This window comes from Candidatus Burkholderia verschuerenii, from assembly GCF_001189365.1.
GTDB classification, from domain to species: domain Bacteria; phylum Pseudomonadota; class Gammaproteobacteria; order Burkholderiales; family Burkholderiaceae; genus Caballeronia; species Caballeronia verschuerenii.
In genome coordinates, this window is the sequence record NZ_LFJJ01000006.1 from 29,071 (window position 1) to 43,765 (window position 14,695).

Annotated in this window: 14 protein-coding genes and 3 pseudogenes; 1 reads left to right on the plus strand and 16 read right to left on the minus strand. The window is 62.5% G+C overall.

Annotated elements, in window-relative coordinates:
• Positions 1–66: 66 nt before the first annotated feature.
• The gene (locus BVER_RS02720) at positions 67–618 is read right to left on the minus strand and encodes an FKBP-type peptidyl-prolyl cis-trans isomerase (protein ID WP_050451985.1); all 552 of its coding nucleotides are present in this window, start codon (positions 616–618) and stop codon (positions 67–69) included.
• A 33-nt stretch (positions 619–651) separates the two neighbouring features.
• Between BVER_RS02720 and BVER_RS02725 the strand changes: the two genes are divergently transcribed.
• Complete coding sequence (locus BVER_RS02725; protein WP_050451986.1) at positions 652–1,896, plus strand: cupin domain-containing protein; 1,245 nt, start codon at positions 652–654, stop codon at positions 1,894–1,896.
• Between the two features lie 244 nt (positions 1,897–2,140).
• Here BVER_RS02725 and BVER_RS32250 read toward each other — a convergent pair whose 3' ends face one another.
• From BVER_RS32250 to BVER_RS33250, 15 genes and pseudogenes are all read right to left on the minus strand, one after another.
• On the minus strand, positions 2,141–2,596 hold the full coding sequence (locus BVER_RS32250) for a hypothetical protein (RefSeq protein ID WP_232316344.1): 456 nt from the start codon (positions 2,594–2,596) through the stop codon (positions 2,141–2,143).
• Complete coding sequence (locus BVER_RS02730; protein WP_050451987.1) at positions 2,568–3,341, minus strand: MBL fold metallo-hydrolase; 774 nt, start codon at positions 3,339–3,341, stop codon at positions 2,568–2,570. Before BVER_RS02730 ends, BVER_RS32250 begins: the two co-directional genes overlap by 29 nt.
• Positions 3,342–3,351: 10 nt before the next feature.
• Complete coding sequence (gene bamC, locus BVER_RS02735) at positions 3,352–4,494, minus strand: NlpB/DapX family lipoprotein (protein ID WP_050452012.1); 1,143 nt, start codon at positions 4,492–4,494, stop codon at positions 3,352–3,354.
• 168 nt (positions 4,495–4,662) lie between these two features.
• Complete coding sequence (dapA, locus tag BVER_RS02740; RefSeq protein WP_050451988.1) at positions 4,663–5,568, minus strand: 4-hydroxy-tetrahydrodipicolinate synthase; 906 nt, start codon at positions 5,566–5,568, stop codon at positions 4,663–4,665.
• Between the two features lie 63 nt (positions 5,569–5,631).
• On the minus strand, positions 5,632–6,234 hold the full coding sequence (locus BVER_RS02745) for a class I SAM-dependent methyltransferase (protein WP_050451989.1): 603 nt from the start codon (positions 6,232–6,234) through the stop codon (positions 5,632–5,634).
• Positions 6,234–7,436 (minus strand): tryptophan--tRNA ligase, encoded by a 1,203-nt coding sequence (locus BVER_RS02750; RefSeq protein WP_050451990.1) that lies wholly within the window; start codon positions 7,434–7,436, stop codon positions 6,234–6,236. The genes BVER_RS02745 and BVER_RS02750 overlap by 1 nt, the downstream gene beginning before the upstream one ends.
• Before the next feature lie 4 nt (positions 7,437–7,440).
• The gene (locus BVER_RS02755; RefSeq protein ID WP_050451991.1) at positions 7,441–8,106 is read right to left on the minus strand and encodes a site-2 protease family protein; all 666 of its coding nucleotides are present in this window, start codon (positions 8,104–8,106) and stop codon (positions 7,441–7,443) included.
• Between the two features lie 121 nt (positions 8,107–8,227).
• Positions 8,228–8,857: an L-threonylcarbamoyladenylate synthase gene (locus tag BVER_RS02760; RefSeq protein WP_050451992.1), complete on the minus strand. Its 630-nt coding sequence runs from the start codon at positions 8,855–8,857 to the stop codon at positions 8,228–8,230.
• Between the two features lie 158 nt (positions 8,858–9,015).
• Positions 9,016–9,851: pseudogene (locus tag BVER_RS02765) on the minus strand (PHP domain-containing protein).
• Between the two features lie 72 nt (positions 9,852–9,923).
• Positions 9,924–10,807: pseudogene (locus BVER_RS02770) on the minus strand (alpha/beta fold hydrolase).
• A 39-nt stretch (positions 10,808–10,846) separates the two neighbouring features.
• Positions 10,847–11,732, minus strand: a pseudogene (locus BVER_RS02775) (ferritin-like domain-containing protein).
• A gap of 435 nt (positions 11,733–12,167) precedes the next feature.
• The gene (locus BVER_RS02785) at positions 12,168–12,725 is read right to left on the minus strand and encodes an IbrB-like domain-containing protein (protein ID WP_232316345.1); all 558 of its coding nucleotides are present in this window, start codon (positions 12,723–12,725) and stop codon (positions 12,168–12,170) included.
• Positions 12,688–13,497, minus strand: coding sequence for a class II aldolase and adducin N-terminal domain-containing protein (locus tag BVER_RS02790; protein ID WP_083452017.1), 810 nt, complete (start codon positions 13,495–13,497; stop codon positions 12,688–12,690). Before BVER_RS02790 ends, BVER_RS02785 begins: the two co-directional genes overlap by 38 nt.
• Before the next feature lie 68 nt (positions 13,498–13,565).
• Entirely contained in the window at positions 13,566–13,940 is a 375-nt protein-coding gene (locus BVER_RS33245; protein ID WP_232316346.1) for an ABC transporter permease, read from the minus strand.
• A gap of 15 nt (positions 13,941–13,955) precedes the next feature.
• The gene (locus tag BVER_RS33250) at positions 13,956–14,675 is read right to left on the minus strand and encodes a hypothetical protein (RefSeq protein WP_232316347.1); all 720 of its coding nucleotides are present in this window, start codon (positions 14,673–14,675) and stop codon (positions 13,956–13,958) included.
• Between the last annotated feature and the right edge of the window lie 20 nt (positions 14,676–14,695).

Here is a 14,695-nt window from a genome sequence, read left to right on the forward strand (position 1 = left end):
CGGCAACGCGCAATAAAAAAGCGCAGCCTTGGCTGCGCTCGTCGAAACCTCGAAGGATGCGTCCGCTCAATGCAAGGTCGGGCCCGCGTTGTTGCTGCGCGGTTCGTCGTCATCGTCCTCGTCTTCATCGGCGATGCTCAGGCCGTCCGCGCCGTGTGCATGCTGATGCGTGATTTCATCTTCCGTCGCGTCGCGCACTTCCTGCACCGACAGCGAAAAACGCAGCGCCATGCCGGCCAGCGGATGATTGCCGTCGAGCACCACCTTGTCCTCGGCGACATCCGTCACCGTGTAAATGAGTGTGTCGAGTTCGTCGTCGCTGTCTTCGGGCGTGCCTTCGAACTGCATGCCGACTTCGAGCGGCTCGGGAAAGCGATTGCGCTCCTCGATCTTCACGAGCTCGGGATCGTATTCGCCGAAAGCATCCTGTGGTTCGAGCTGGATGAGCGTTTCATAACCCGGCTCCTGGCCGTCGAGCGCTTCCTCGATCTTGGGGAACGTGCCATCATAGCCGCCGTGCAGATAGACCATCGGCTCGTCGCTTTCCTCGATCAGATTGCCTTGCGCATCCGATAGCTTGTACGCGACCGAAACGACTTTGTCTTTCGCAATTTTCATTGGATCCTCCAAGATACAAGCCTTAATTATACGATGCCCAAGCGGCCACTCCATGCAACTCCAGCCTCGCACGTCGAGGCTTCAAGCCAGCCCGCGCGCACCGGCGCGCCGCTTCCCGACGAAGTCACGCCCCTGTTGGGCAATCGAACGCCGCGACAGTTCATGCGGCGTTACTGGCAGAAAAAGCCCTTGCTGATTCGCCAGGCCATCCCCGAACTCGCCGCGCCGCTCACACGCGACGAACTGTTCGAACTGGCCGATCTAGACAATGTGGAATCACGCCTCATCACGCACTTCCGGAATACGTGGAATCTGGAACACGGCCCCTTTGCGCCCGACGAGTTGCCCTCGATCAAAAAGCGCGAATGGACGCTGCTGGTGCAGGGCGTGAACCTGCACGACGAGCGCGCGCACGCGCTGATAAACCGGTTCCGCTTCATTCCCGATGCGCGTCTCGATGATCTCATGATCTCCTACGCAACCGATGGCGGCGGTGTCGGCCCGCATTTCGACTCTTACGACGTCTTTCTGTTGCAGGTCAAAGGCAAACGTCGCTGGCGTTTCGGCGCGCAGCGCGATCTATCGCTAAAACCCGGCTTGCCGTTGAAAGTTTTACAGAACTTCGAGCCCGAAGAAGACTGCGTTCTGGAGCCCGGTGACATGCTGTATCTGCCGCCGCATATCGCGCATGACGGCATCGCCGAAGGCGAATGCATGACCTGTTCGATCGGCTTTCGCGCGCCGTCCGCGCACGAGCTCACGGCGCAGTTCCTGTATCACCTCGCTGAGCAGGCAGGCGATGCGCCCAACGCCCGAGGCAACGCGCGCTATCGCGATCCGGAGCAGCCGCCGGTGGATCGCCCCGCCGCGCTGCCGGCCTTGCTGCTCGAAAGGGTTGGCGCGATCCTTGCGTCCATTGACTGGAATGAAAAGGACATTGCGAAATTTTTAGGCAGTTATCTCAGCGAGCCAAAATCAAACGTCGTTTTCGATCCACCCGAACGCGCATTGAATCAGCAAAAATTTGTTGAACGCGTAAAGAAAACTGGTTTGACATTGGACCGAAAGACGATCTTGCTTTATGACGCAAAGTCGTATTTCGTAAATGGAGAAGCGGAGAAGTTATCGGCAAGCGCTAAAAAGTGGCTTCCCGAATTTGCCGATACGAGACGTCTGGAAGCGAAACGCTTTTTAACACTTACAGCCGATTCGGCAATGACATCGCTATTGCACGAGTGGTATCGTGCGGGCTGGATTCAGACGGACCCATCGGCCTGAGAGTGGCGATTGTAAAACGCTGTCGACATTGCAGAAACTGATGGATTTGCTGTTCCGCAATATGAAAGTTTGTATGAGAAAGACAACGTATCGGCCCCCGATTTATCGACGGTCGTGACGAAAGTGCCTATAATTTCCGGCCAAGCCGTAGTTGTCTCACACCAAAAAAAGATTGTGAGGCTCCACCGCGGCCCAGGTCGGTGTTGGAGCACACATTACCGGTACTTTGCGCTGTTGCTTACCTTTAACCATAAAAGGACGTGATCATGAAGAAATCCCTCCTCGTAGCATCCCTGTTGGCTGCTGTTGCTCTGGCTGCATGCAACAAGTCTAGCGATTCGGCTGCTCCGAGCGCTGCTAGCGATTCGGCTGCTGCTTCGGCTCCCGCCGCTGCCGCTTCGGACGCAAACGCAGCTGCATCGAGCGCTTCGGCCGCTGCTAGCGACGCAGCTTCGGCTGCTGGCGCTGCTTCGGACGCTGCTGCTTCGGCTGCTGCTCCGGCATCGGGCGCAAGCCAGTAAGTCCAGGGCGCACGCCTCGGGCCGCTCGCCTTCGCGGCGGCCCACAAAAGAAAAAACCGGCTTTTGGGCCGGTTTTTTGCGTCTTCATGTTTGTGATCGGATTGCTTGGCAGTTCGATATGTTCGCCTTTCTTCAAAGCCGCTAAGGCTTTTATAGCGCGAGCCAGTCGAATCCTTCATCCTGCGTCGCCACGACGACATCGAGCGCCGCTGCGTTCACCACGGCGGCAAGCGCCGCCTGCGCCAGATGCGGCAAATTGTTTTGCTGACTGAGGTGTGCGGCTACGAGATGACGCAACTTCGAACGATCGAGCGACGCGAGAATCGCCGCCGCCGCATCGTTATTCAGGTGTCCGTGCGTCCCGCCGATACGCGCCTTCAGCGACGGCGGATAGCGGCTCGCGGCCAGCATCTCGACATCGTGATTCGACTCGAGCACGAGGGCGTCGCAGCCGCTCAGCACGTTGATGATATGCGGCGTCGCCACGCCGACGTCGGTCAGCACGCCGAGCCTGCATGCGCCGTCCGAGAACACGTATTGCAGCGGCTCGCGCGCGTCGTGAGGCACGGTGTAGGGCATCACGCCGACATCGCCGATAGCGACGCTCTCGTCGCCCCACAGCACATGCAATTCGACGCCGGCATCGTCCGCGCCCACGGCGCTCGCCGTGCCCCAGCTCATGTAGAGCGGAATCGAAAACTTGCGCGCCAGGGTCAGCGCGCTGCCGATGTGATCCGTGTGTTCGTGCGTGATGACGATGGCCGCGAGTTCGTCGGCGCGGCAACCGAGCCGCTCCAGACGACGCTGCGTTTCCTTCGCGGAGAAACCGCAATCGAGCAGGACGCGCGTCGCGGTCGTGCCGCTCGCCGCCTCGACGAGCAATCCATTGCCTTCACTGCCGCTGCCGAGGCTGGCGAATCTCACGATAAGTCGATCAGTTCAACTGCGCATGCAGCAGCGACACGATGCGCTGCGCATCCGACGAGCTGTCGGGCTGGCCATTCGAATCGACCACGTTGACTTGCGTCACCTTGTCGGCCTTCGGCTTCACGTTGACGAGGAACTGACGCGTCGGCTTCGGCGTATTGCTCGAAAAGAACTTGCCGAACAGACCGTCTTTCTTCAGATCGGCCATCGAATCCGAGTAGTGCACGTAGTAGATGCCCTTCTCGCGATCGCGATTGTCGACCGTGAAGTTGGTGCGATCGAGCGCGAGGCCCACGCGCAGCCACGCGCGATCGAACGGCTCGGCGAGATCGAGCGTCGATGTGCCGCCGTTCTGCTCCACCGCGACCTTCGCGCCCGCCGGACGCGCATTGGCGACCAGTTGCTTCGCCTGATCTTCGGTGAGGCCGAACTTTTGCATCATCTTTTGCAGAATCGCGGCTTCGAGCGCCGGATTGCGCGGACGCGTTTCCCAGCGCGACGAGGTCTTGTCCTGACCCGTCAGCACTTCTTCCATCGCGCTATGCGTGACGGAGAGATCGGTCGAACCGTCGACAGTGCGATCGACCTGCGTGCGGAACATGTCGCGTGTGCCCGACGAATACGCGAAGTCGAACAGCTTGCCCACGCTATTGCGGAACCAGTCGTTCGGAATGTTCGCGCGATTCTCGGCCCAGTCCGTCGACATGATGCCGGTCTGCGGCGAATTGGTCTTGATCGTGAAACCGTTGTCGGTCCAGAACTCTTGCAGTTGCGGCCAGACCTGATCGGGCGTGCGGCCGTCGATCACGAGCCAGCGGCGATCGCCGTCGCTTTCCACGTGCATGCCGAGCGGATCCTGCGTGTTCGGCACGCCGAGCGTCAGGTTGCCGGCGGCCGTCGGCGTGCGCGCGGCGGTGCCGCCGAGCGTGTTGAGCGCGGGCGGCGCGGCGTAGCGCTGGCTGATATCGGCCGTGCTGAGGTCGGACGGCACGGCGAGATTCGGCGCGGTTTCCGCGGTCTTGTAGTTGACGCGGTCCGGTGCGAGCCAGTCGTTGAGCGTATCGCAACCGGCGAGCGCGACGAGAGCGCCTAAGCTTGCCGACACCACGCCCAGGCGTGCGGCTCGAGTGAGAAGTACGGAACGGTTCATGAGGTCCTTCTTTGCTGCGGATAACGCATCGCGTCGCATCGACCTAGCTTCGCGCGAAGTCGATGCCGATACTGATGTGCGGCGGTTGAAGTGCGAGGTGGCGCATGACGATTGCTGGCAGCGGCGTGATCATCGTGGAGAGGAGACGCCGCCGCATGCAATCGATGCTCAGGCGAGCAGCCCGCCGTCGCGCAACGCTTCGCGCACGACGTCGTGATACTTCGCGTCGAGCGGCGTGAGGGGAAGACGGATGCCGCCTTCCATGCGGCCGAGCGCCTGCAGCGCCCATTTGGCCGGGATCGGATTCGCTTCGCAGAACAGTTGCTTGTGCAGCGACAGCAATTGCATATGGATGCGGCGCACGGTGACGACATCGCCTTCGAGCGCGGCGCGGCACAATTGGCTCATTTCCTTCGGCGCGACGTTGGCCGTCACCGAAATATTGCCGTGGCCGCCCAGCAGCATCAGCGCGATGGCGGTGGGATCGTCGCCGCTGTAGATGGCGAAATGCGCCGGCGCGGCCTTGATCAGCTGCGCCGCGCGATCGATATTGCCGGTCGCTTCCTTCACGCCGATGATGCCCGGCACATCGGCGAGACGCAGAATGGTCTCGTTGCTCATGTCCGCGACGGTGCGGCCCGGCACGTTGTAGAGGATCACCGGCAAGTCGACGGCTTCGGCGATCGCCTTGAAATGGCGATACATGCCCTCTTGCGTCGGCTTGTTGTAATACGGGACCACCTGCAGCGTGGCGTCCGCGCCGACCTTCTTGGCCTGCTTGGACAGTTCGATGGCCTCGGCCGTCGAATTGCCGCCCGCGCCCGCGATGATCGGGATGCGCTTGGCCGTGTGCTCGACGGCCGTCTGGATCATCAGCACATGTTCTTCGACCGACAACGTGGCGGACTCGCCGCTCGTGCCGACGACGACGATGCCGTTCGAGCCCTGCTCGATGTGCCAGTCCACGAGTTTTCGAAACGCCGGCAGATCGAGACTACCGTCCTCGTGCATCGGTGTGACGATGGCAGGGATGCTGCCGCGGATTCGAATGCCGCCGTTGGTTCCGTTGTTCATGAAACTCTATGAATTTAATCGTGAATTTAGTCGCGAAAAGCGATATTACGCGATTGTAGCGGATTAGCCGGTCAAAACGTAACGCGGCCAACCCGAGGGTGTGTTACCAATCGTGAGCGTCTTTCCGATGTTTTCATCGGACGATTGCTCCGTCCGATGTTCGCGCACCGCGCAGATTCGCTGCACATACGCAGCACGCGGCGATTCGATGAAGCCGTCTTCGAAGGCGATGACGCGCAAGCTGCCGCGCACCGCGTCCAGCAATTCGCCCGCGTTCAGCAGGAACGCCGGGTTTGACGGTTTGCCGACGGTTTGGTTGCCGACGGTGAACGTTTCGTAGAGCAACACGCCGCCGGGCGCGACTGCATCGACGAGATACGGGAACAGCGGACGATGCAGATAATTCGTTACGACCACCGCGCCGAAGCGCCGATCCGCGGGCAGCGGCCACGGCGCGCCGTTTTCGAGATCGGCGTTCAGCGTGTCGATGCCGTCGCACGAGGCCATCGAGGCGAGCGCGTCGGCGTCGCGATCGACTGCAAGCACCGGATGACCGCGCGCCGCGAACCAGCGCGCGTGCCGCCCGCTTCCGGAAGCCACATCGAGCACATCGGCGCCGGGCGCAACGAGATGCGCCCAGCGCGCGATCCAGGCGCTCGTTTCCATCAGTTGTAGGACAGGCCCATCGCTTCGCGGACGTCACGCATGGTCTCGGTCGCGAACTTGCGCGCCTTGTCGCAGCCGTCCGCGACGATCGCGCGCAGCAGCGACGGATCGTCCATGTACTTCTGCGCGCGTTCGAGCATCGGCTGCTGTTCGCGCAGGATGCCTTCGATCACCGGCTGCTTGCACTCCAGACAGCCGATGCCCGCGGTGCGGCATTCCTTCTGCACCCACTGATGCGTCTTCTCGTCGGTGTAGACCTCGTGCAGCTTCCACACCGGGCACTTGTCCGGATCGCCCGGATCGGTGCGGCGCACGCGAGCGGGATCGGTCGGCATCTTGCGCACTTTCTGCTCGATGGTCGCCGCGTCCTCGCGCAGGCCGATGGTGTTGCCGTACGACTTCGACATCTTCTGCCCGTCGAGACCCGGCATGCGCGACGCTTCCGTCAGCAGCACCTGCGGCTCGACCAGAATGATCTTGCGCGCGCCTTCGAGATAGCCGAACAGACGCTCGCGATCGCTCATCGACAGGCTTTGCGACTCCTGCAGCATCGCGCGGGCTTGTTCGAGCGCTTCGTCGTCGCCTTCCTGCTGATACGCCGTGCGCAACTCGTGATACAGCTTCGCGCGCTTGCCGCCGAGCTTCTTGGCGGCTTCCATCGCCTTCTCTTCGAAGTCCGGCTCCTTGCCGTACAGATAGTTGAAGCGGCGCGCGATTTCGCGCGTCATTTCGACGTGCGGCACCTGATCCTCGCCGACCGGCACCAGCGATGCGCGATACAGCAGAATATCCGCCGCCATCAGCACCGGATAACCGAGGAAGCCGTAGGTATCGAGATCCTTTTCCTTCAGTTTCTCGATCTGCTCCTTGTAGGTCGGCACGCGTTCGAGCCAGCCGAGCGGCGTGCCCATGCCGAGCAGTAGCGACAGTTCCGCATGCTCGGGCACGCGGCTCTGTATGAACAGCGTGGCCTGCGCCGGATCGATGTCCGAGGCGAGCCAGTCGATCAGCACTTCCCAGACGTTTTTCTCGATGACCTCGGGCGTCTCGTAGTGCGTCGTGAGCGCGTGCCAGTCGACCACGGCGAAGAAGCACGGGTATTCGGACTGCAGCCGCACCCAGTTTTTCAGCACGCCGTGATAGTGGCCGAGGTGCAGCGAGCCGGTTGGCCGCATGCCGGAGAAGATACGGTCAGGGAACATGATCTTATGGGAATAGTGAAGCAAGGGGATTCAGGATGGCCGACACCGCCGAATAACCGACGTTGACGAGCGGCGCGAGCCAGAAACGCGTGAACTGGTTGGTCATGATGAGCGCCATCACGATCCACACGCCGTAAGGCTCGACCTTCTGCAGCGCCAGTGACGCGCGCACTGGCAACAGCGCCATGAGCACGCGCCCGCCATCGAGCGGCGGCAAGGGAAACAGATTCAGCACGCCGAGCACGAGATTCACGCTGACGCCCGCCGCGGCCATGCGCGTGAAAAACGGTTCGTCGACATGAAAGGCCGCGAGCAGCACGGCGATGACGCCCCACAAGAGCGCCTGCACGAAGTTGCTGGCGGGACCCGCCGCCGCGACCCACATGCTGCCCCAGCGCGGATTGCGCAGATTGCCGAACGCGACCGGCACCGGTTTCGCGTAACCGAACATGAACGCGCCGCTGGTCACGAAATACAGCACGAGCGGCATCACGATGGTGCCGATCGGGTCGATGTGACGCATCGGGTTCATCGACACGCGGCCGAGCACGTAAGCCGTGTTGTCGCCGAGCATGCGCGCGGCATAGCCATGCGCGGCCTCGTGCAGCGTGATCGCGAAGATCACCGGGAGCGCGTAGACCGCGATGGTTTGTATCAGGGAAGGATCCATAGGGCGGTATTGTAGCAAGCAGGCAGGGTCGGACACGCGCTTGCTGCACCGCCGCGCGCGCCAATATCGAGCGGATTCGTGCGCGTGTGGGAGATGGCGTTCGATAGCGGTTTCAGGACGCTTACGCCGTGAGCCCGAACGGCTCCAGACTGCCGCGTCCGGCGCGCACCAGCACCGGTTCGCCGCCGGACAGATCGATGACGGTCGACGGCTCCGCCGGGCACGCGCCCGCATCGATCACGAGTTCGATCTGCTTTTCCAGCCGCTCGCGGATTTCCTCGGCATCGTTGAGCGGCTCGGTGTCGGGCGGCAGGATCAGCGTCGATGCGAGCAGCGGTTCGCCGAGCGCTTCGAGCAGATCGAGCGTGATGCGATGATCCGGCACGCGCAGCCCGATCGTCTTGCGCGACGGATGCGACAGCCTGCGCGGCACTTCCTTGGTCGGCTCCAGCACGAACACGTAAGGCCCCGGCGTCACCGATTTCAGCAATCGAAATTGCCGGTTATCGACCATCGCGAAGTTGGACAACTCGGACAGATCGCGCACCAAGAGCGACAAATGCTGCTTGTCGTCGATACCGCGAATCCGGCGCAAGCGTTCCACCGCGCCCTTGTCGTCGAGATGGCAGGCGAGCGCGTAGCTCGAATCGGTCGGCAACGCGACGATGCCGCCGTCCTTGATGATCTGCACGGCCTGATTGATCAAGCGCGGCTGCGGATTGTCCGGATGAATACGAAAGAATTGAGACATGGCGTCGCCTTCTTGTTTCGTTCGTGGCTCGCAGGCCGAACGCGCGCGGATGCGAATTCCGGGCGCGGCTGCGCTGCGAGAGGCGCTTGCGACATCGACGGCGCAGGGAACGTGCGTTTGACAAGGCGCACGCCGGATGGACGGCGCTGATGCGTCTGTTAGAGCCAGCGTTCCCAGACAGGCGTCGATCGTCCGGCAACGGCGGCAACTGACCGAGATCGACGCGCCCTTCGCCCGCACCGTGAAAGTCCGATCCGCGCGACGCCTCGAAACCATAGCGGCGCGCGACATCGGCGTACTCGCGATACTGGTCCGGCGTGTGGCTGCCCGTGACGACCTCGATGGCTTTACCGCCCATCTGGATGAATTCGTCGAACAGCGCGGCGAACTCGACCGGCGTGTAATCGTAGCGACCCGGATGCGCGATGATCGGCTCGCCGCCCGCGTTGCGGATCCACTTCATGCAATCCACGAGTTTGGCCCAGCGATGCCCGACGAAGCCCAGCTTGCCGTCGCCGAGATAACGCGCGAACACTTCCGAGGTCGTCTTCGCGTAGCCCTGATCCACCAGAAACCGCGCGAAATGCGTGCGCGAGATCATATCGGGATCGTCGGTGTAGCGCAGCGCGCCTTCGTATGCGCCCTGAATGCCGACCGCCGCCAGCGCCTCGCCGATCGCAACGCCCCGCGCCGCGCGACCGTTGCGCGTCGATTCGAGACCGCGTTGCAGCTCCTCGTTGTCCGGATCGATATTCATGCCGACGACGTGAACCGTGCGCCCGGCCCATGTCACCGAAATCTCGACGCCCGGCAGATAGCCCATGCCGAGCGCTCGCGCCGCTTCGCGCGCCTGATGCTGTCCGCCGAGCTGATCGTGATCGGTCAGCGACCACAGCGTGACGCCGCCCGCATGCGCGCGCGGCGACATCGGCGGCGAAAACTGGCCGTCGGAAACGGTGGAGTGGCAGTGCAGATCGGCGTTCATCATCGGCATTCGCAGGTTCGTTACATTCTACTTTAACGGCATGACACGCCGCTTATGCAGATCGATCGCGCGAACCGTTTTTCAGGCGCAAAACGAGTCGATCAGTTCGGCGACGCGTTCCGGCTGATCGTGATGAACCATGTGTCCCGCGTCGCTCAGAAACGTCTCGCGCCAGTCGGGCATCGCTTCGAAACGCGCCTTGAATTCGGCGATCGGCACCTCGCCCGCGAGCCATTTGAGCGTCGGCGAATCCTCGGCTTCGACATGCAGCACCTTCGCCGTCACGCGCGACCAGCTCGCCATCATCTCGTCCAGTCGATACAGATCGGCGCCCGCAGCTTATGTGCCGGATCGGCGAGCAGATGGAAACGGCCGTCGCTTTCCTGACGCGACCAGTGCTGCGCCAGAAACCGCGCCAGCGACATCGCGAGCCGCGGATTCGTCTTGATCAGCCACTCGGCGACGTCATCGAGCGTGGCGTAGCTGCGCAATTCGGGCGACGCGCGCAGTTCGTCGAGCCATTTGCCGATCCGCCCCGGCGCCTGCGATGCCCGCGCCGCCGCCAGCCCGAAGCCTTCCAGATCGACCACGCGCCGCACCCGCTCCGGACGCCCGCCCGCGTACAGCAGCGAGACGTTCGCGCCCATGCTGTGCCCGACCAGATTCACCTCGCCGTGCGGCGCGTAGTGATCGAGCAGCGCGTCGAGATCGGCCAGATAGTCGTGAAAATAGTAGTGGCCACCGCCCTGCTTCGCGACCGGCCAGTCGGACAGGCCGAAACCGCGCGCATCGGGCGCGAGCACCTGCCAGTCGCCGGCCAGCGCATCGACGACGAATTGGAACGACGCGGCGACGTCCATCCAGCCGTGCAGCATGAACAGCATCGGCGCGTCGGGAGGACCCCAGCGCCGCACATGCAGACGCACACCGCGCGCGTCGACGAACTCGGAGCGCGAATCTTTCATGGCTCGCCTTTCAGTCGAATAAAAAGAATGATCGTTCGATTATAGCTTTTCGGCCGATTTTTGAGATGACGCGCGATCCGCTTCGTCGTCCAGTCCGGCCAGCGCGCGCAGTTCCGCTTCGTCGAATCCGGCGTCGCGACGCGCCTCGAAATTGAACGGGCCGCGCAGCTTCGGTGCGTGATACTGCGCCGCGAGCCGCGCGTAGGTCGGATGCGGATCGAGTTGCGCGCCGTCGCAGAGAAAGCGGAACCAGCGATTGCCGATCAGCACATGGCCGATTTCATCGCGCAGGATCACGTCGAGAATCGCCGCCGAGGCGTGATCGCCCGCCTGCGCGAGCCGCTTGCGAATGGGCGGCGACGCGTCCAGACCGCGCGCCTCCAGCGTGCGCGGCACCAGCGCCATGCGCGCCAGCACGTCGTCGCGGGTGCGCTGCGCCATGTCCCAGAGGCCGTCGTGAGCGGGAAAATCGCCGTAAAACATGGCCGAATTCCGCGAGACGCGCCGTCAGCAGCGAAAAATGATGCGCTTCTTCCGCCGCGACCCTGAGCCAGTCGAGATAGAACTCCGCGGGCATCGACGGGAAGCGCCACACGGCGTCGAGCGCCAGATTGATCGCGTTGAATTCGATGTGCGCGAACGCGTGCAGCAGCACCGCGCGGCCCGCGTCCGACTGCATGCTGCGACGCTTCAGCGACGACGGCGCGACGAGTTCCGGGCGCGCGGGCCGGCCGGGAAGATCGCCGGGTTCGCCGAGCGTGGCATCCGGCACGATGGCCGCGTCGCCTGCCAAAACGCCCGCGTACAACTCGCGCGCCCGCGCCGCCTTTTCCGCCGGATCGCGCAGGCGAAGGATTTCGAGCGCCGCGCGACGGGTGCAGACGCCTAGCGTGGCATGGTCGGACGGAGGCGAAACGTTCTGCATCAAACTTTCCCGAAAGCGGACGGCGCGACGGCGAAACGCCGCAAACAGCTAACATGGTAGTCGCGTCGAACGACACGAATCGCAACAATCGCGAGAAACGCAACAATCGCAGCGATTGCGCGATGCGCAACGACACCGGACAACGCACGCAAGCGAAGCCGCGCATTTTAGCGCCGCCGCACGCGCCTTCCCGCCGCGACGCGAGCGGTCATAAAAAATGGCCGATGTCAAGCGGCCGAACAGGGCAAGGAACTGCGTAAAACTCTTTGCGTGACAATTAGTTAAGCGAATTCGAAGGCGTTTCCCGAGGTTTTGAATGCACGACCCAGGTGTCAAATAGGTGCCTTGCCGTTGTAAACGTCATCGCCCTCCGTCGAACGAGAGCGATCGAACTGAAGGCATGACAAATCGAGTTGATGGCCGGTTTCTCCGCCGTCAATCCCACGATCGGGAATAGGGCTGCTTTTGGAACAGGTCGGGCAACCCGGAGACCTGTTTGAACCGGAACACCTCTTCCGGGTCCATTCCCAGCTCCTTTGCAATGTCGGCATCGCTCCAACCAGCCCGAAGCAGTGAGACGACGATATCCGTCATCGGGGCAACACCATGAATGCCACGGGCGCGGTTGTGCCGGATGGTTGACGCGATCCGATCCGTCTGGTCCGCACGCGCGGCCCGGATCGTCACGACCGGTAAAAAGCCATGAAGCCGTCGCTTGATGGCAGCGGACCGACTCCCGACCCTGTGTCGATGAAATCCATCGACGATTTCATATCGGTGACCATCGATCTGATGCACGACAATGGGTTGTGTGAACCCATCGGCCTCGACGGACAGGGTCAGCAACTTCATCTCGGGCGGAGCAACCGTGTTGGGGTTGTACTCATTGCCCTGCACCTCATCACCCGGCACCCATTGAACGCAATCCGTAGGCTCGTCCGCAAACGGGCTATGCTCATGCAAATGCTGGCGGATCCCGTTGATCGCCGCCACGCGGCGGGCGAGTGGAAGATGGTCCAGGCGCTGGAACAGTGCCTCGGCCTCCCGGATCAATTGCATCTTCCTTGTCCAGCACGCGCTTCATCTCCTCGAAGTGAGCGATGGAGAAATCCACGATGCCTTCCCAGTCGCGCGCGGTCTTTTCGGCGACTTCCGGCGACAGCACCTTGAGCGGCTGACCCGTCGCATACGCGATGCTCAGAATCTGGCACGCGCGCTCCAGCGTGTACATGTCGTCGAACGCTTCGCCGATGCTCGACGACGTCACCATCACGCCGTGATTGCCCATCATCAGACGCGACTTGTCGCCGAGCGTGGCGACCAGGCGCGCGCCTTCGGCGGCGGTATCGGCCATGCCGCCGAATTCGTTGTCGAACGCCAAGCGATTGAAATAGCGCGCCGTGTTCTGCTCGATCGGCTTGATCTCCGGATCCTTCAGGCAGGCGATCGCCGTCGCATGCACCGGATGCAGATGCATCGCCACGCGGATATGCGGCGCGCGCCGGTGAATCTGTCCGTGAATCGCCCACGCGGTCGCATCGATATCCTTGCGGCCGGCGAGTTCCTCGCCATCGTCGGCATCGAGCAGCAGCAGGTCGCTCGCCCGGATGCGCGAGAAGTGCACCCACTTGGGGTTCATCAGAAACTTGCGTCCGTCGGGCGAAACGGCCGCGCTGAAGTGATTGGCTACGGCCTCGTGCATGCCCAGTTTGGCGAAGCATCGAAACGCGGCAGCGAGGTCGACTCGAAGCTGGCGCTCATCCATTTGCAAAGCTCTCTACGTTAGATTGATCGAAACACTCAAGCAGCCGTTTTGCCGCGCGGCTGCAGAGTCTAAAGCACGAGGAACAGCAAGCTCACGACACACAGCACGACTGTCGATGCCGCTGCGAGCGTCGGCGTGACCTGCAGCAGAATGTCGGTCCACAGTTGCTTGGGCAGCGTCGTCTTGATGCCGCCGCCGATAAACAGCGCAACCGTCAATTCTTCGAACGATGTCAGGAAGCCGATCACGAAGCCCGCGATCAGGCCGTTCTTCACCGAAGGCAGCGTGATGCGACGAAGCACCTGCACGCGATTCGCGCCGAGCGTGCCGGCCGCGTGATCGAGCGCCCAGTCGTGGCCGCGAAACGTCGTGAGCAGAATGACGAAGACGATCGGCATCGCGATCACCACATGGCCGATGACGATGCCGAGGTTCGTCGCCACCAGCCCGATCCGCGCTCACAGATAGAACAGCACGATCGCGGTGACGATGCTGGGCACGATCATCGGCAACAGGAACAGCAGGAACAGCGCACCCGTGCCGCGCGATTTGGAACGCGCGATGCCGAGCGCGGCCATCGTCGCGATAACGGCGGTGAAGAACGCAGCGAGCAGGCCGATGCCGAACGAACGCAGTGTCACGCCGATCCATAGCGTCGAATCGAAATACTGCACGAACCAGCGCAGGCTGAAGCCCTTCGGCGGAAACGACAGGAACGTGTCGGCGGTGAAGGCCATCGGCACGATTGCGACGATGGGGAAGAGCAGCACCGCGATCAGCAGCCACGAATAGATCGCGGGCGGACTCACGCGCACGGCCGGGCGCACATACTTGTCCCACGGCGCGAGCACTTGCGAGCACGCGAAGCCCAGACCATTGACGATCGCATTGCCGAGCGTGCGCATATGCCGATGATGCGCGGGCCGCTTCGATTCGCGATCGTCGACGAGCGAAGCCATGCCGAACACGAGGTTATAGAGAAAGCAGCTCACGAACGCCGATATCACCAGCACGACGGCGAGCGCACTGCCGAGCTGCCAGTTCTGCAATTCGTTGATCTGCACGATTATGAGCTGACCGAGCATCATCTCGCGCGGACTGCCGAGCAGCGTCGGCGTGATGAAGAAGCCCAGCGCGCTGATGAACACCAGCAGGCCGGCCGCCGCGACGCCGCGCATCGACGAGACGAAGAAGATGC